Here is a 17,923-nt window from a genome sequence, read left to right on the forward strand (position 1 = left end):
TGCTTTAGACAGGTCATGCCCGGAAAGTGCTATTTACAAAGGATTACCTGCCCTGGTCCATATGGTCAACGTAATCCTTGGCATCCTTCAGCGATAAATTCCTCGCTTCACGAAGCACCTTGATCGCCTGGATTTTCTTACCTTCAGCCAGCAGCAGATGCAGCCTTCTCTCCAGGTCCGGAGCAAATTCCATGTTCTGCACATACAGCGGTGTGGGTGTTTCCATATTTGGTTTGAACATACTTCCGCCCAATCCTGAGCGGTTATCGATCCGATCCAGCTGTGATTGCAAATCTTTAACCCTCCTGCTAAGGGTCATTACTCTGAACATCAATATTATCGAGAGAGTAAGTGCGGCGACCGGGATCCAATCTGTAGTTGGCAAGGATATAACCTCCCTGTGATCATTGGTATATTCTATATTACACAATACCCGACATGTATAACGATGTTTAGTCTGCAATTAAATAATTGCAGGCTTTTTTGTGCCGGAATTCAACATTATACAGCATAAACATTCATTGACATTTCAGAAGAGGGTAGATGATAATTTAGTAGATTCAAACGGGATATTCTGGTAAAAAAATCGAAAAGTACTTGAGAACAAGAATAGGGGCACAGATATGCTGTATGCAACTTTTGAAAAGCAATACAAGCTTTTTCTCACCAGGATTGTAAGGAAAGCGGAGCTTAAACTAGAAGGTCCGGAAGGCATATATGGGTTGAATATTAGTGTGGTTTCCGTGCCTCCAGAGGATGGACCACTGGATTATCTGAGCAAGGTGGAAAAGGATCAATACAACAGCTTCCAATACCAGCGAAGACGTAATAGCTATCTCCTCAGTAAGCTGGCTTGTAAAATGGCAGTGGCTCGTGCCGATGATGATCTAAATGATATAGTCATTGATCATGGAGTCATGGGTCAGCCATTTATACGTGGAAGTGACCGGAAGATCACCATTACCCATTGCGATACCATGGGCGCGGCAATTGATTATGACCCCCGGCTTTTATTGGGTGTTGATATGGAGCTCATAGATGAGAAGGCCATGGATGCCATAGCGAGAATTACATCCAAGGAGGAGCAATTCCTGCTGCATGGACTTGGAATACAGGCTCCCGTTTTCCTGACTTTGCTCTGGACAGTAAAGGAAGCGATGTCCAAAGTGATTCAGACCGGTTTTACAGTCCCTACCGAGCTGTTTGAAGTTAAGGGATGCGTATGGAAAGAACAAAATGTCATCACCCAATTTAAAAACTTCCCTTCATATAAGGCCATAACTGTGCTTCGAAGTACATATGTCTTTACCATCGTGCTTCCTTCCAAAGCGATGACTGAGATGGGAGAGACCTGGCTGATGCAGCAGTTGGAGGCGCTAATGCCCGGAGGTGACGGAATTGTTCAAGATTATGATCGTCGAGGATGACAGCAAAATCAGAACCTTGATCACCGATATTCTGCGCAAGTACAGCTATGAAGTAGTGGAGGTTGCGGATTTTTTGCAAGTCGAGCAGATCTTTGAGCAGGAACTGCCGCATCTGGTGCTGCTTGACCTGAATTTACCGTACTATGACGGATTCTACTATTGCCGGGTATTCAGAAGAAAAACCACGGTGCCGATCATTGTGATCTCCGCCAGAGATGAAGAGTCTAGCCAGGTGCTGAGCATGGAGCTGGGTGCGGATGATTTTATCGTCAAGCCGCTGAACATTCAGGTGCTGCTGGCCAAGATTATGGCGATTTTGCGCCGGAATTACGGGGAATATGCAGCCAAGCCGGAACCGGAGAAAGAACCGCTGCCGATACATTTGGATGACCGCAATTTCAGCATTTCCTGCAATGGTATGGTTGAAGAGTTAAGCAAGAATGAGTACAAGCTGCTGAAGAAGCTGATGGATAAGCAGGATACGATCGTCAGCAGGGAAGAGCTGCTGGAGGAGCTGTGGGACGATGTGCATTTCGTTGTGGATAATACGCTCACTGTGAATGTCACCCGGGTGAAGAGCAAACTGGCCAATCTGGGCTTTCAGGATGTTATCAAGGTAAAAAGAGGCGTGGGCTATATCTTTGATTCGGCTATGGCAGGAGGGGCACGCCAGTGAGTATCAAGCTGTTTCGGGATTTTTTGCGAGATCATTTTTCGTTCACGCTTGTCTATTTTATCAGCCATCTTCTGGTGAGTGTATACTGCAATCATTATATTAGCGGCAATATCCAGCTTCTGTACCTGCTCAGCATCAGTGTGTATGTCTATATCTTATTCATGTGCTTCCGCTTCATCAAATATGTCTCCACCCGTCGGGAGATCCAGAGGCTATCAGAGAATGTTGAGATTGAAGAAAAAGGCTTTTCCTGTGAACAGCAGTCCATCATTTCGATGATTCACCGCATTCACCACACCTACCAGGACCAGATTTATGAGATCAAAGCCCAGGCTGACAGTACTCACAAATTCATATCGCAGTGGATACATAATCTAAAAACCCCGCTGTCGGTCATCGACCTCATCTTGCAGAATTACAATATGAACACTACCGGCCACGCCCTTGCCTTGCAGCATATCGGAGAAGAGAAGGACAAAATCCTAAGCATGCTGAACCAGATGCTGAAATTCTTCCGGCTGGAGCATTTCACCCGTGATTATACCCCGGAACCCATCCATCTGCTGGAATCGCTCAGAGCCCTGATCAACAGCAAGCGGAACCAATACATCTATAACAATGTCTATCCGGTGATCGTATGCGAAGAGGAGAACGTAATCGTCATGACGGACAGCAAATGGAATCACGCGATGCTGGAGCAAATCGTCACTAATGCGATCAAATATTCGGATGCGGGAGAAGAGGCGAAATCCATCCACTTCCATATTAAGCAGAGTGGCGATCAGGTGGTTCTGTCCATCCGGGATGAAGGCATTGGCATCGAAAAAGTGGATTTACAGCGGGTGTTCCAGCCCTTTTTTACCGGGAAAAACGGCCGTACCCACCATCAGGCGACAGGTATTGGCCTCTATGTCTGCTCGGAAATTGCCCGGAAGCTGGGGCATCACCTCACCATTTCCTCAGAAGTAAATCAGGGCACAGAGGTACAGATTGCTTACCTTTCAAAATTGAAAGAAAGCGTAACTTAAATGGATGGATACTGCTCCCGGGGACTTCTACAATGAAGATATATCGTTCAATACACCCAGAATGAAAAAGGGAGATGAACCGGTGAGCATAGTACTGGAAGTCAAAGAGGTCAAGAAGATCTATGGTGTTCAGAATGGTGGTAACTCGACAGTAGCACTCGATTCCATCAGCTTTATTGTGGAAAAGGGAGATTTCATCGGCATTATGGGACCCTCAGGCAGCGGCAAAACCACCTTGCTGAATATCCTAAGCGGTATCGGCAAGCCCAGCTACGGTGAGGTTTTTATAGGCGGCAAGAATATCACCTCGTTGGACAAAAATGAAATGTCGCTCTTCCGCAGGCAGCATCTCGGCTTTGTATTCCAGGAATTTAATCTGATGGACAGTCTGACGCTGAAGGAAAATATCATGCTGCCCATGATTCTTGACAAGAAAGACAAAGAACAGATGGAAGCTAAAAGCGAGGAGATTATGAAGCTGTTCGGCATCAACGAAATTGCCGGCAAATATCCCTATAACATTTCCGGAGGGCAGCAGCAGAGAGTCGCGGTCAGCCGGGCGCTGGTCAATGATCCGGATATTATTTTTGCAGATGAGCCTACTGGCAACCTGGATTCCAAATCTTCGAGTGCCGTGATGAAATGCATCGCGAGGATGAATCAGGAGCGTGAGAGCACCATTCTGATGGTAACCCATGACGCCTTCGCTGCTAGCTTTTGCAAAAAAATCATATTCATCAAGGACGGGGCGATCTGCATGGAGATTGTCAGCAGCGGGGTCCGCAAGGCGTTCTTCGATCAGATCCTGGATTGTCTGGCGATCATCGGAGGAGAGCGCAATGACCTTTAGAGACGTCACGATTAAGAACTTCAAACGTAATGTACGGAATTTTTCCTCCTATTTCATGTGCAGTGCCTTTGCAATCACGATCTTCTTCCTCTATGCTTCCTTGCTGTTCAATAATAGTGTTCGAGAGGGCACGGCGGAGGATGTGATCCGGATTGTACTGATCTTGAGTCTAGTAGCTCTGACGCTGTTTTCCGTATTTTTCATCAATTATGCACATTCCTCATTTATCAAATCGAGAAGCAAAGAATTCGCCATCTTTATGTCACTGGGCATGCACAAAAATGATTTGCAGAAACTTATTCTGCTGGAGAATCTGATCATCAGTGTTTCCTCACTCGTCGCCGGGATCATCACAGGAGCAGTCTTTTCCCGGCTGTTTCAGAATATAGCGATTGATTTGCTGGATCTGAAGGAGGTTTCGTATTCGTTTAGTGCGGCGAGTTTTGTAGTGACTGCGGTTGTTTTTACAGTGATTTTTGCCGCCTCACAGCTGATATCAAGCGTAAAAGTCGGCAAGCTGGATATCGCGGATCTGATGAAGGATTCCCGTACGCAGGATAATCATGCGAAGAAGAATGACACTATACTGGGGCTGGCAGGCGTGGGGCTGGTTGTGGCCTCGATCCTCTTCCTGGTGCTGATCTCCAATCATGAGAGCCTGAATACGAATCCGTTCATGATCATTTCATATATTTTGATGAGCTTCACCGGTATCTACATGATTATTGCCCATCTGGGGAACACGCTGATCCGCTTCCTGAAGAATAAGAAATTCTATTACCGTCACATTCTCTCCATCACCGAAATTAATCACAAATTCAATCAGAACAAGCGTGTGATGTTTATCCTGAGTATTCTCAGCGGGGTGACCATTTTTCTCGTAGCTTCACCTTTCTCATTGCTGCAGCTGTCGGAAAGTATTGCGGAGCGGAATAAATATGATATCGAGTATATCTCGGTAACAGGTGTACACACACTGGGGAGCGGACAGCTGGAACAGATGATGAAGCAGTCCGGCGAGCCATTCAAGTCGATCACAGAAACCAGCTTTCTGAATCTGAAAATGAATCTGGAAGGCGACAAATACGATGTTCTGAAGTCAAAGCCAATTATTTCACAGGATAGGTACAACTTACTAACAGGCGAGAAGGTAACCGTGGGGGCAGGAGAAGCCTTGAATATTATCACGGCATGGGAGCCGGGTTCTCATGGAATTGACCCGGGAGCAGCGATTGCGTTCACCGATGGTACCCAAACCTTTGATTTTAAGGTGAAGTCCTCCTACCATGGCAATTGGTTTGCAACAGCAAGCTCTTATCCCACAAGCTCAGGCATCGTAATCAGTAATGAGGATTACAAGGACATGGCGGCTAAGATAGACGGCGGTGCAATAGGTACCCATTATGGGATCAACTTTACAGACTGGAAGGGTACAGAAGGGATCGTCCAGAGGCTGAAGGATGCTTTGAAGGCAACAGACAAGGATGGAAGCGGCCAATGGTTTGCGGTCTCTTCCAAAATAGATGCCTATAAAGAGCTGAAAAATAACTATTCGCTGTTTGTGTTCATAACCTCTCTTGTCGGCGTTTTGTTTTTTGTGGCAGGTGGAATGGTGCTGTATTTCAAGCAATACACCGAAATAGGGAACGCCATTGTCTTTTTCCGCAAGCTGTACAAAATCGGGATCAGTGACAGGGAGATTCGGACGGTGGTATCCGCAGAGCTGCTCATAACCTTTTTTGTACCCCTGCTTCTGGGCAGCCTCTTCGGTTACTCCTTCATCTATCTGGTCACACATGTCATGAGCGGCTCCGATATCCTCGGTGAATTCATGAAGAACACTACGATTGTCATCGCTATCTATTTCCTATTTCAGCTCAGCTTCTACATCATTACCAAACGCAAGTACGTCCAAGAGGTTGTGCGAAAGCTGACCAGTGCGTCATAGAACGAATGATACGCGGGTTGGGCAAGTCACCTGGCATTGCAGGTCAGTGATCAGAAATGATCATTGGCCTGTTTTGTTTGACTGTTAGAAGGATGAAGTATATGCTATTCATATAATTAGATATCTAACTATACATCCATAGCTAAAGGAGTTTTCCCATGACTGAACAACCTTCGAACACGCCATTTTCAGATTTGATCCGGGAAATTGGATTGAAAAAGAAAAGACAGGCAAATGAAAGATTAGCGGAGCTGGGCATGAATGCACAGCAGGGGCAGATGATCGGCTATATTGCGGAAAATCAGGAGAACGGTCTGATCCAAAAGGATCTGGCGGAGCATTTCAACCGTAAGGAGGCCAGCATCACCAGCATGCTTCAAGGCCTGGAGAGAAAAGGATATATCCAACGCGTGATCCCCAAAGAAAATGAGCGGCAGAAAAAAATATATCTATTGGAGAAAGCGGCGGTTCTAGTCGAGGAGTTCAATGAGATTTTTGCGGAAGTGGAAAAAAGCATCACGGAAAATCTTACTGCGGAAGAGGCGGAAACACTGATGAGATTATTGAGTAAGGTGAATTCGAGTCTTTAGGTTGCTTGACATGAAATGCATTTCACAATTTACAGTAAAGGAGACAACATAAACTTACATGAGGAGAACTTACAATGAACATCAAGTTAATTGCAGTAGATATGGACGGCACCTTTTTAGATGATAAAAAAAACTATAATCAAAAATGGTTCAAACAGCTCTACGCTGTAATGAAGGCTAAAGACGTTCATTTCGTGGTAGCCAGCGGGAACCAGTATTATAAGCTAAAATCTATTTTTGAAGATATCCAGGATGAGCTCGCTTATGTTGCAGAGAATGGCGCCTATGTCATCGATGGGACAGAAGTGTTGTTTACGGGCAAAATTCCACCGGATCAGGTAAGGCTGATCGTGAAGAAGCTGAGTCAATATGAGGAAATTTCGGCAGTCATGTGCGGAGTGGAGGGGGCTTATGTGCTCGAGGATGCCAGCAATGATTTCTATGAGCTCATGTGCCGCTATTATCCGAGATTGCAGAAGGTAAGCTCATTTGAGCAGGTAAATGACCAGATTTTCAAATTTTCCTTACTCACTCCTGATTGGACAGCCGGTGGTGTTGCGAAATATCTGCCGCTGCTCATGGAAGAGCTGAGGGGAATGGTAGATCCTGTGACCAGTGGCCATCAGTGTATTGACCTGATCATTCCCGGTTGCCACAAGGCCTCAGGGCTTGAACGTCTGATGGAGCGCTATGGTGTGCGGCCTGAGGAATGTGCGGCATTTGGAGACAGCAGTAATGATATTGAAATGCTGAAGTTATGCAAATACAGTTATGCTATGGACAACGCTTCGCCGGAAGTCAAAGCTGTAGTCAATTATCACACGGTGAGCAATAATGAACAGGGTGTGCTGCATGAAATTTCATTGCTCCTGGGGGAGCCGTCCTTGCTGGAAATATAGATTAAAACGAATTCATTTCCTGCAATGGATAAATTAGATCTATTGTTAGCCGGGATCTGATTTTTTGTTTGACAGACGAGGATGATTCATCCATAATTCAATCCATACTAAACACATAAGATTTATCAGAAGGGGTGGGTCACTCGTGTCAAAGTTAAAAGCATCTTTTAAAAAGTCGGTTGGAATAGGGACGTTGGCAGTTCTGTTTCTGGTATTGCTAGCAGGATGCTCCGGCTCCAATAATAAAGCTGATTCAACAAATGCAGCTCAGGAGAGTGCCAGTCCGGCTCCAACTCAGAGTGCAGGCGCGGCTGGACCCGCTGTGGGTGGCACTTTTGTCTATGGTCGGCCTGCTGCGGTGACTTCATTCGATCTGCATAATGAAATTACATCGAACAATGCGTTTGCGATTGATAAAGTGTTTGAATCCCTCGTTTCATTTGACAGCAAAGGTGAAATAGTGGACTTTCTTGCCAAGTCACACAGCATCAGTAAAGACGGCTTGACCTATACCTTTGTTCTCCGTGACGGCTTGAAGTTCTCGAACGGTACGGATGTAACTGCTGAAGATGCGGTTTTTTCGCTGCAGCGGCATTTGAAGGTTAAAGGCCCGCTGGCCATTTCGGCAAAGGTGGCTACGATCAAAGCACAGGATAAACAAACGCTGGTTATTACGCTCAAAGAGCCATATACACCGTTCATCTCCGAGCTGTCCAACTTCTCGAACGGGATTATCCCGAACCATTTCGGCGGAGTTACCGAAGAAGAGTTCTTCAAGAAACCAGTCGGTACGGGACCGTTCGTAGTTGAGACCTGGGACCCTGCTGGTGATTTGACCTTCACCAAGAATCCGAACTATTGGCAGGAAGGCAAGCCCAATATTGATAAGCTTGTATATAAGCTGATTGAAGATGACAGCCAGGCGATTAACCAGTTAAAGGCGGGAGAAGTGGATGCAATTGAATCCTTGGCCCTGCAGAATGCCAATGAGATCAAGGACGGCTCTGACACAGCAGTAGTTACCAACGGGAGCTGGGTGACCGAGCAGCTGTTCTTCAATACGCTCGACGAACATTTCAAGGATGTGCATGTCCGACGTGCCCTGGCGCTCGCACTGGACCGTGACGGCTTGACTAAGGCACTTACGTTTGGCTATGCACAGACTGCAAATTCCCTGCTGCCTCCAACGATACCTTATAATGCAAATGATACGATTAAAGCGCTGAACTTCAATGTGGATGAAGCCAAAGCGGAGCTTGCCAAATCTGCTTTCCCTGGCGGGTTCAGTACAAAATTGCTTGTTGCTTCAGGCAACAGTACAAGAGCCCAGGAGGCGCAAATTATTCAGGCTGCAGGGCAAGCGATCGGCATCAAAATAGAGATTGAATCGATTGAACTTGCCGCCTTCCGTGAACGGTTTTTCGCTTATGATTTCTCAGCTATGTTGAACAGCGGACAAGCGGACTCTCCGGAAGCGAACTCGATTCTTGCTTTCCAGACGGACCCGCAAGGCTTCAGTAAATCGTATTGGACCCATTACACGAATGATGAAGTCACCAAGCTTCTATATGATGGGCAGAAAACAGCGGATGGGGATGGCCGTGCAGACATTTACTCCAAGCTGCTGCAGACACTGGCCGATGAAGTACCTTATATTCCGTTGTATTATCCTGATATTCTGATCGGTGCCCGTTCTTCCGTCCAGGGACTGGTTGTTTTACCTAACGGCAGTGTAAGATTCGACACGGTTAGCATCAGTAAATGATGAAATCTAATTCTTCATTTACTGGACGGATAGGAGGCAATGCATCTCACAAGTGGCTACTAATAGCACTTGTGAGAGCACTGGCCGTGATCCTATGCGTAATGACGGCAGTTTTTTTCATTATCCGCATCGTGCCTGGAGACCCCGCGAAAATGATTCTGGGAGAATACGGTACACCTGAGGCGCTCGAGAGTATGCATCATACGCTCGGGCTTGACCTCTCTTTATGGGACCAGTTCCTACGTTTTGTGAAGACATTGTTTACCCAAGGAGATACAGGAAATTCAATTGTTACAGGGACCTCTGCCAGAGAGCTGATCACGCAGCGGGCTCCCATTACTTTGCTGCTCATTCTGATGGCTTGTGTGCTGGCAATCATCATAGCACTTCTGCTTGCTACACTTGCAGCCACTCATAAGGATAAGCTGCTGGATCATCTGATCCGTATTTTTCCTGCAATCACTCTGGGTATGCCAATCTTCTGGGTTGGCATTCTTTTGATTCTGCTGTTTAGCGTCCGGCTTGGCTGGTTTCCTGTTGGCGGAGTGGGAGAAGGGTGGACCGGAGCCCTGCACAGCCTTGCGCTCCCGGCGATAACTGTTGCTTTTTCACAGATTCCTACGCTTGTCCGGTCGTTAAGGGCGCAGATGCTTGAAGTCCTGGAATCCGATTTTGTAGTTACCTTGAGAGCTGCCGGAATACCGGGCAGGGTGATTCTGTTCAAACATGTGCTGCGCAACTCTGCTCTTCCTACACTGATGCTGCTTGGGGTGAATATCTCCTATCTGATCGGCGGGACACTGGTTGTTGAACAGGTGTTTGGAATCAAGGGAATGGGCAGTCTGCTGTTTACTTCAATCTCGAAAAGGGATTTTCCGGTTATTCAAGGCATAGCTCTATATTGTGCCCTATCTGTTGTGATCATCAGTCTACTGATTGAAATCATTTCCTGGTGGCTAGATCCCAGAACGAAAGGAAAACAATGAACGATATACGGTTAGACCCACCATTGCAAGAGGGCGGCAAAACAGCTGGCAGCCTCAGACGAATATGGAATACGCCTTCACTTCTTGTGGGCAGCATGATGTTTGCCGTGCTCATTATCCTGGCCGTGTTTATTCCTTACTTAAGTCCTTATGAGCCTTCGGGGCAGAATCTGAGCGCATTTTTACAACCTCCGTCCGCAGCACATTGGCTCGGAACCGATCAGCTGGGACGTGATTTGTTCACGAGATTGATCTACGCTGCGCGAACCGATCTGAAAATTATGGTGCTGGCAGAAATCATTCCCTTCTGTACAGGTGTGTTTCTGGGCATGCTGGCAGGTTATTACGGAAAATGGATCGATACCGTCATTACGCTGCTCACGGATACGTTAATCGCCTTTCCTTTCTATCTGATTGTTATTATTGTGGCCTTTGCCAGTGGAGCAGGAGAACGGGGGATTTACATCACCTTTATGCTGGTCGGATGGATCGTATTTGCCCGTGTTGTCAGAGGTCTGAGCGCGTCTTTCCGCGAGCAGGAATGGGTAGCATCCGCACAGACACTAGGGTTGCCCGGGGTAAGAATTATTCTGCGCCATCTGCTGCCCAATGTACTGCCTCAAGCGGTTGTCGTCCTGATGACGGATATGATTGGTTTGCTTGTAGCCATTGTTACACTCGGTTATCTGGGCATCGGCATTGCACCGCCAACGCCCGACTGGGGGACCATGATCGCTGATGGACAACCCTTCATTACGACAGCTTGGTGGCTCTCGGCAGTTCCGGGATTTGCTGTAGTGTATACAGGCATCGCTTTGTCGCTTGTTGGTGATGGATTGGCCGATATTTGGAGGAAAAAATAATGTCAATACATCCGATTTTGCAAATTGAGGGACTATCGCTGGCGGCGAAATCCAAAGAAACATTAGTGAATAACGTCAGTTTCTCACTCGGTAAAGGAGAAAGTCTGGGCTTGGTAGGTGAGTCGGGTTCCGGCAAATCGCTTACGCTGCGGGCCATTCTGGGACTGCTGCCGCGCGGTGTTACTCAGACCGGAGGTATGATTAAGAGCGGGGCTAGCAGCGCAATGGTTTTCCAAGACCCGAGAGGCGCACTCGATCCGCTCTGTCCGGTAGTTAATCAGCTGGCAGAAGTCGTATATTACAGGCAGCAGGTCAACCGGAAAGCTTCACGCATCATTGCACTGGAACTGCTCGAGAGACTCGGTCTACCCGATTCTCTGAAGAGATCGGACCGGTATCCGAGCCAGCTGTCTGGCGGTCAGTGCCAACGGGTGGTGATCGCCATGGCATTGGCTTGCAAACCAGGCATTCTTCTCTGTGATGAGCCGACCACGGCGCTGGATGTTACGGTTCAACGGCAAATTATTGACACCATTACCGACCTTCAGCATGAATTAGGGTTTGCTATGGTTTTTGTTACCCATAATCTGGCGATTGCAGCGAACCTGTGCTCCAGACTGTACGTGATGAAAGCAGGCCGGATTGTAGAGCACGGAGATACACTTGATCTTTTACAGAACCCAACCGACCCCTATACACAAATGCTGATTGATTCAGTGCTTCCAGTGCCGGAGCTTGAAGGGAGTGGAGCTTGATGGATATGGCCCTGCAAGTACACAACCTCACCGTCCGTTACGGCGGATTCACTGCCCTGGATAAACTCAGTCTCAACCTGGAACAGCATACCACGCTTGGGCTCGTCGGAGAATCCGGTTCAGGCAAATCTACCCTGGCAAGGGTGATTGCCGGACTAATTGCACCCGATGAAGGGAAGATATTGCTGGGATCTCAAGAATTACGGAAGAAGAGGAGCCTATATCAGCATAAACAGATCCAAATGATCTTCCAGAATCCGGATGCCTCGCTAAATCCCAAGCATTCTATCCGGCAGATTCTTTCCGAAGCGCTGCTGTTTCACAACATCGTGAGCCGGTCACAGGTTGAGAAACGATGCCAAGAGCTTTTGGCCCTTGTTCAGTTGGAAGCCAGATCACTGGATAAATACCCTCATGAATTCTCCGGCGGCCAGCGCCAGCGGATCGCAATCGCGCGTTCGTTAAGTGTGGAACCAAGCCTACTGATTGCGGACGAGCCGACGAGCGCACTCGATGTGTCTGTTCAGCGGAGTGTGCTCGAACTGTTCAATACGCTCAAAGCTGAGCTTCATCTTTCGCTACTGTTCATCTCCCATGATCTGGGGGTTATTCATGCCATTAGCGATACGGTTGCAGTCATGCGGCAAGGTAAGCTGGTGGAGAAAAGTTCCAAGGACCAATTCTTCATCCGCCCGGAACATGAATATAGTCGTGAGCTTTTGTCAGCCGTTCCAAAAATGCCAAAAACAAGTACCACCAGGAGGTTATTATGAACCCGGAACATCAAGGATTTGTGCCGCTTTCACTGGCAGAGTTCAATACACTTACTGAATTGCTTTCCAAACTTGTATCAACCCAGCATCCTCCGGTTATTATCCCGGGTGAGGCCATCTTGGGGATTGAGGCGGTCGCTACCGGAATAGCTGCACCGGGTCGTACCTTTGTAAATGTGGTTACAGGCCCTTACGGCAGATTATTTGGACAATGGCTGGAGAGGGGAGGAGCAACAGTTGCTGAGGTTATAGTCCCCTTTGATGAAGTCGCTACAGCGGACCTCGTTGCAGCGGCGATTGAACAATACCAACCAGATGCCCTATCCTTTGTTCACGCTGAAGTGGTTACAGGCGGTTCTAATCCCGTCAGGGAAATTGTTAAGCTTGCACAGGAGTTCAACCTGATTACAGTATCAGATTCTGTATCGGCGGTCGGAGGGGAGGTTCTCCCCGTAGATGAATGGGGCGTAGACTTTGCGGTAATCGGTGCCCAAAAAGCCTTGGCTGGCCCTAATGGCGTTAGTGCTGTCAGTATTTCTCCACGCGGCTGGGAATTTCTTGAGTCGAATGCAATCGCCCCCCGCAATTCCATCCTGTCGTTGCTGGATTTGAAACCATCCCCGGATGGGGCTGCTCCGTTACGGGTTCCACCCAACATACCTGTTTTGGAAGCCAGAGCATTGATCCTGGCGTTGACACGAATCGAAGAAGAAGGTCTGGAGCAGGTGATTAAGCGACATGAACGTGCCGCATCCTCTGCAATCGCAGGAATCACTGCCTTGGGTCTTGAGCCGTGGCAAAAGGACAGCAGACACTATTCTACTCTGACTACAACCATCAAAATCTCGGGGAAGCAGGAATTGCTGATCCATCAGCCTGTGGGTATCGTGGCTCCCGGTGACGGTGGACTATTCGGCCAGCTTCTGCGGATTAACCATTTCGGAAAGAATGCTTCACGGAAAAGCGTAGAAGAAGCTATAACGGTTCTTGCCCAATTGTTGAAGATGGACCCTGAACAGGCATTACTGGCTGTCCGGCGGGTATGGGGAGAATAAGCATGATCCAAAAACAACCTAAGCTGCTGTCACTAGAAAATATGAATATAGCAGGTATTGAAGATAAACGATTCGATATTGTGATTAATGAGGGACGGTTCTACTCAATAGTTGAGGCTGGTCCCTATCCTAATGAATCAAGTCAGCCGGGCCAGGATTTATGGATAAGTCCTGGTGTGATAGACCTTCATACGCATCTTGCCTGGACAGATTTTGACCACGCCGATCAATTGAAGCGCGATCAACCTGAGATCGAAGCGATGCAGGCTGAAGCCTTCGCGGCTACGCTTCGGACGGGTGTCACGACTACACGTGATGCAGGCGGGATTCTGCCAAGCACGGTGCGTCATCTGGTCCGGCATTATCAGCAGCCCCTCCGGGTGCAGACCAGCAGCGATATGATCGGGTCAGCGGATGCACGCGGTCTTAAGCATTTGGAAGCTCGAATGGCTGATATCTTTGCTACAGGAGCAGGCTGGATTAAAATCATGGCGACAGGCGGCCTTGGTACGCCTACCGAGAAAGTGGTTGATCCTATTTTCTCGGAAGAGGAGTTCGCCTTCATTGTCCGCAATGCGCATGCCCATCATAAAAGGGTGCTGGTACATACGTGGGGCGGAGTGACGATTGACTGGTCCATTCAAGCGGGTGTGGAATCCATTGAACATGGAATGTTTCTGAGTGAGGAGCAGGCTGGCAGACTCGCTGAGTCTGGAGTAGCTTATGTGCCCACAACCTCGATTTACCGCATTGCCGCTGATCCGAAGGGTGTACTGGCCTTGAACCCGCTGATTTGCGATCGGGCAGCGCGTGCTGCTGAAGCCCATTCGAAAGCTATTGGTTATGCCCAAAAAGCAGGAGTCCGTTTTGGATTCGGTACGGATTACGCTACCCCTGCATTGCATGGTTACAACCTGCAAGAGTTAGATACGTTAATAGATTACGGGCTGAGCCGGACAGAAGCATGGAAGTCTGCTACAGAGAGTGCTGCCGGGATTCTGGGAAGTGGCAATGAATTAGGGCGAATTGCCGAAGGGTATATTGCAGATGCAATTATATACAATGCTAACCCATATCAGGCGCAGAACGCGGAACAGCTCCGGAAAAGTATTGTTTCCGTTATCACTGGGGCACAGGAATTAGATTTGGTCTGACCCGTCAAATGTTATATTGGCAACAACGATAACCAGCAGAGATCCGGACTCTGTTGGTTTTTTTGTTTTATAGCAAGCTAACGATCCCTTTAGTCAAGTATTTCTATGCTGTTAATCTGTTTGAATTGTTATTTTTGTTTGTGCTACTGTTAATAACAGTGTTGTAATCTTGCAGGAAACTGGCACGCTAAGAGAGAAAGAGAGACTAGAGATTATATTAGGAGTGATAAGATGCAGACGAAGATCAGCCTGGAAGGCGAATGGAAGTTGCAATTGGATAAGACAAAACAAGGACTGGCAATGCCTTTTGCTGATGTCATCTCTCTTCCGGGCACAACGTCACACGCCCTTAAGGGACCGAAGAACGGGGATATACTTGTAGACGCTCTCACAGATGAGTACCTGTTTGAAGGGCAGGCCTGGTATTCAAAAGACTTCGAAATTCCGGTAGCGCTTACCGGTAAAACATGTATGCTTCATCTGGAACGGACAAGACTTACCATGGTCTGGCTGGATGGTCTGGAGATCGGCAACCGTGACAGCCTGAATACCCCTCATGTGTACGACCTCGGACAGCTCCGCTCAGGTAATCACACTCTCACTATCCGGGTTGACAATACGGATTATCCGACAAAGGGCGGACATTTAACATCGAAGGATACCCAGACCAACTGGAATGGGATTACCGGACGTATTGAACTTCAATTTTACAGCGAATGCTATTTGAGCGGCATTCGTCTTGATCCGGATGTATCCGCGCGATCCGTACGAATTACAGCCACCCTTGAAGGCGCGGATACGGGCGTAATCAAAGTATCAGCCGTTACTTTCAATAGTAAGACTGCTCAAACTAGAGCCGTACAGGAGTACAACATCTCACGCGGGGAGTTTTCAATCAGCTACGGCCTGGGGCCGGATGCACTACTTTGGAGCGACTCCGAACCCCATCTCTATAAGATAAGCATTGACCTGAGCGGCACAGGAGAAGAGGCTTCTGATCAACATGAGCTGATTTTTGGACTCCGGGAATTCAAGACCGGCGGCGACAAATTTACGATTAACGGACAAAAAACCTTTCTCCGCGGCAAGCATGACGGTCTGATTTTCCCATTAACCGGATACGCCCCGACTGATCTGGAGGAATGGCTCAGAATACTTGGCATCTCGAAGTCCTACGGTATTAATCATTACCGTTTTCATACCTGTTGCCCGCCGGAGGCAGCCTTTGCCGCAGCAGACATGCTCGGTTTCTATATGGAGCCGGAGCTGCCGTTCTGGGGAACGATCACAGAAGAAACGGATGAGGGCCATAATCAAGCCGAGCAAGACTATCTGATCAGCGAAGGATATGCTATTCTACGGGCATTTGGCAACCATCCTTCCTTCGTAATGATGTCGCTTGGCAACGAACTGTGGGGCAGCAGAACCAAGATTGATACCTTTTTGAAAGACTATAAGGCATTCGACGATAGACATCTGTATACGCAGGGCTCCAACAACCATCAGTTTGTTCCGGAAGTTCTGGAGCATGAAGATTTCTTCTGTGGTGTGCGGTTTTCCAAAGACCGGCTGTTCAGAGGCTCTTATGCAATGTGTGATGCTCCCCTGGGACATGTTCAGACGGATGTTCCTGGCACCATGAAGGATTATGATGAGCAATTCGTACCGCCCGCTGTGGGGAACGGAGAAGACACAGCAGCGGCAACGGGGGATACCATTCAAATCCAGTACGGCACTGAAGCCAAGACCGTGCAGATCGGGGACGCATCCGGTGAATGGATTCCGCGAATTCCGGTAGTCTCCCATGAGATTGGTCAATATGCGACTTATCCGAATTATGCAGAAATCAGTAAATATACAGGCTCTCTCAAAGCCAAAAATTATGAAATCTTTCGCGGCCGGCTGGAGGACAATGGACTGGGCCATCTCGCGGCGAAATATTTTGAATGCTCTGGACAGCTGGCAGTAGCCTGCTACAAAGAGGAGCTTGAGGCTGCGTTCCGTACCCGAAGACTTGCGGGATTCCAGCTTCTGGATTTACAGGATTTCAGTGGCCAGGGAACGGCGCTGGTAGGGGTACTCGATGCCTTCATGGATTCCAAGGGACTTGTTTCCGCTGAGGAATGGCGTACTTTCTGCAGTGATGCAGTCCTGTTGGCAAGATTTCCGAAGTATAACTATGTCTCCGGGGAACATTTCGAAGCTCATGTTGAGCTGTCCTGGTACCGGAACGGGGCACCGGATATCCTTGTACTGAAATGGGCGTTGAATACAGAAGAGGGAACACTGGCGGCAGGCAGTTCAGAAGCAGGGGTACCGGCTGGTTCAAATTACATTGATATCTGTGATTTATCCATCACTCTTCCTGAGGTCGTGCAGATGACCCAAGCCGTTCTTTCCTTGTGGATACCGGGTACTGATATCCGCAAGAGCTATGATGTGTGGATATATCCGGAAAACAGCAGCGGAGTGCTGGACGGTGTACATATTTTTCAGGAGCTATCACCGGAAGCACTAGCCCTGCTGGACCAAGGCCAGAATGTGCTGCTCATGCCAAAGCCGGAGTTGCTCCAAAATGCTGTTGAAGGTTTTTATTGTACGGATTTCTGGTGTTATCCCATGTTCCGTTCAATCTCCGAGAGTATGAACAAGCCCGTACCCGTGGGTACAATGGGTCTGCTGATTGACAACAGGCATCCTGTGTTCCGTGATTTCCCGTGTGAAGAATATTCCACTTACCCTTGGTGGAACATCATTCAGAACTCGAAGTCCATCATCCTGGATGGATTCGACCGTTCGTGGAGTCCTATTGTGCAGACCATCGACAACTTTGAGCGTAATCATAAGCTAGGCTTCTTGCTGGAGTGCAGCGTCGGGGCAGGTAATCTCCTGATCTGTGCACTTGACGCGGACAAAGTAAGCGGCACACCTGAGGGCAGACAGTTCTTATCCAGCTTGACGCATTACATGAAATCCGCAGATTTCAAGCCGCAGTACCGTGCGGAGGGTTCTCAGCTTCAGCAACTGATTCAGTAAGAAAGCAACCGGGGTGTTCCCATATGCCATAATTGGCAGCGCGGGATACCCCGGTTTTTTGAGCAGGATCAATACTTGGTGTGATGAACGGGCAGATTAGCAATACGTAAGAAACAAC

General features: G+C 48.0%; 16 protein-coding genes. 15 read left to right on the forward strand and 1 reads right to left on the reverse strand.

What is annotated here, in order from left to right; translation table 11 throughout:
* Positions 1-43: 43 nt before the first annotated feature.
* On the reverse strand, positions 44-292 hold the full coding sequence (locus tag A3844_RS30305; protein WP_167374781.1) for a ribosomal protein L7/L12: 249 nt from the start codon (positions 290-292) through the stop codon (positions 44-46).
* A 430-nt stretch (positions 293-722) separates the two neighbouring features.
* Between A3844_RS30305 and A3844_RS30310 the strand changes: the two genes are divergently transcribed.
* The 15 genes from A3844_RS30310 (at position 723) to A3844_RS30380 (ending at position 17,805) form a co-directional block, all read left to right on the forward strand.
* Entirely contained in the window at positions 723-1,427 is a 705-nt protein-coding gene (locus tag A3844_RS30310; RefSeq protein WP_167374782.1) for a 4'-phosphopantetheinyl transferase family protein, read from the forward strand.
* Complete coding sequence (locus A3844_RS30315; protein WP_074101893.1) at positions 1,399-2,103, forward strand: response regulator transcription factor; 705 nt, start codon at positions 1,399-1,401, stop codon at positions 2,101-2,103. Before A3844_RS30310 ends, A3844_RS30315 begins: the two co-directional genes overlap by 29 nt.
* Positions 2,100-3,131 carry a sensor histidine kinase gene (locus A3844_RS30320; protein WP_074109435.1) on the forward strand — a complete coding sequence of 344 codons (1,032 nt, stop codon included), beginning with the start codon at positions 2,100-2,102 and terminating at the stop codon, positions 3,129-3,131. Before A3844_RS30315 ends, A3844_RS30320 begins: the two co-directional genes overlap by 4 nt.
* An 82-nt stretch (positions 3,132-3,213) precedes the next feature.
* Positions 3,214-3,981, forward strand: coding sequence for an ABC transporter ATP-binding protein (locus A3844_RS30325; protein WP_208619475.1), 768 nt, complete (start codon positions 3,214-3,216; stop codon positions 3,979-3,981).
* Positions 3,971-5,929 (forward strand): FtsX-like permease family protein, encoded by a 1,959-nt coding sequence (locus A3844_RS30330; RefSeq protein WP_074109436.1) that lies wholly within the window; start codon positions 3,971-3,973, stop codon positions 5,927-5,929. Before A3844_RS30325 ends, A3844_RS30330 begins: the two co-directional genes overlap by 11 nt.
* Positions 5,930-6,087: 158 nt before the next feature.
* Positions 6,088-6,519 carry a MarR family winged helix-turn-helix transcriptional regulator gene (locus tag A3844_RS30335; RefSeq protein ID WP_074084425.1) on the forward strand — a complete coding sequence of 144 codons (432 nt, stop codon included), beginning with the start codon at positions 6,088-6,090 and terminating at the stop codon, positions 6,517-6,519.
* A gap of 74 nt (positions 6,520-6,593) precedes the next feature.
* On the forward strand, positions 6,594-7,418 hold the full coding sequence (locus A3844_RS30340; RefSeq protein ID WP_074109437.1) for a Cof-type HAD-IIB family hydrolase: 825 nt from the start codon (positions 6,594-6,596) through the stop codon (positions 7,416-7,418).
* Between the two features lie 145 nt (positions 7,419-7,563).
* Positions 7,564-9,183: an ABC transporter substrate-binding protein gene (locus A3844_RS30345; protein ID WP_074109438.1), complete on the forward strand. Its 1,620-nt coding sequence runs from the start codon at positions 7,564-7,566 to the stop codon at positions 9,181-9,183.
* The gene (locus tag A3844_RS30350) at positions 9,183-10,169 is read left to right on the forward strand and encodes an ABC transporter permease (RefSeq protein WP_244169900.1); all 987 of its coding nucleotides are present in this window, start codon (positions 9,183-9,185) and stop codon (positions 10,167-10,169) included. The genes A3844_RS30345 and A3844_RS30350 overlap by 1 nt, the downstream gene beginning before the upstream one ends.
* On the forward strand, positions 10,166-11,032 hold the full coding sequence (locus A3844_RS30355; RefSeq protein WP_074109439.1) for an ABC transporter permease: 867 nt from the start codon (positions 10,166-10,168) through the stop codon (positions 11,030-11,032). The genes A3844_RS30350 and A3844_RS30355 overlap by 4 nt, the downstream gene beginning before the upstream one ends.
* Complete coding sequence (locus tag A3844_RS30360; protein ID WP_074109440.1) at positions 11,032-11,787, forward strand: ABC transporter ATP-binding protein; 756 nt, start codon at positions 11,032-11,034, stop codon at positions 11,785-11,787. Before A3844_RS30355 ends, A3844_RS30360 begins: the two co-directional genes overlap by 1 nt.
* Positions 11,788-11,792: 5 nt before the next feature.
* Entirely contained in the window at positions 11,793-12,560 is a 768-nt protein-coding gene (locus A3844_RS30365; RefSeq protein ID WP_244169896.1) for an ABC transporter ATP-binding protein, read from the forward strand.
* A complete protein-coding gene (locus tag A3844_RS30370; RefSeq protein WP_074109441.1) occupies positions 12,557-13,615 on the forward strand; it encodes a pyridoxal-phosphate-dependent aminotransferase family protein in 1,059 nt (352 codons plus the stop codon). The genes A3844_RS30365 and A3844_RS30370 overlap by 4 nt, the downstream gene beginning before the upstream one ends.
* Positions 13,616-13,617: 2 nt before the next feature.
* Positions 13,618-14,769, forward strand: coding sequence for an amidohydrolase family protein (locus A3844_RS30375; RefSeq protein ID WP_074109442.1), 1,152 nt, complete (start codon positions 13,618-13,620; stop codon positions 14,767-14,769).
* Positions 14,770-15,000: 231 nt separating this feature from the next.
* Positions 15,001-17,805, forward strand: coding sequence for a glycoside hydrolase family 2 TIM barrel-domain containing protein (locus A3844_RS30380; RefSeq protein WP_074109443.1), 2,805 nt, complete (start codon positions 15,001-15,003; stop codon positions 17,803-17,805).
* The last annotated feature ends 118 nt before the right edge of the window (positions 17,806-17,923 follow it).

Source organism: Paenibacillus helianthi, assembly GCF_001909055.1.
Classification (GTDB): domain Bacteria; phylum Bacillota; class Bacilli; order Paenibacillales; family Paenibacillaceae; genus Paenibacillus_AQ; species Paenibacillus_AQ helianthi.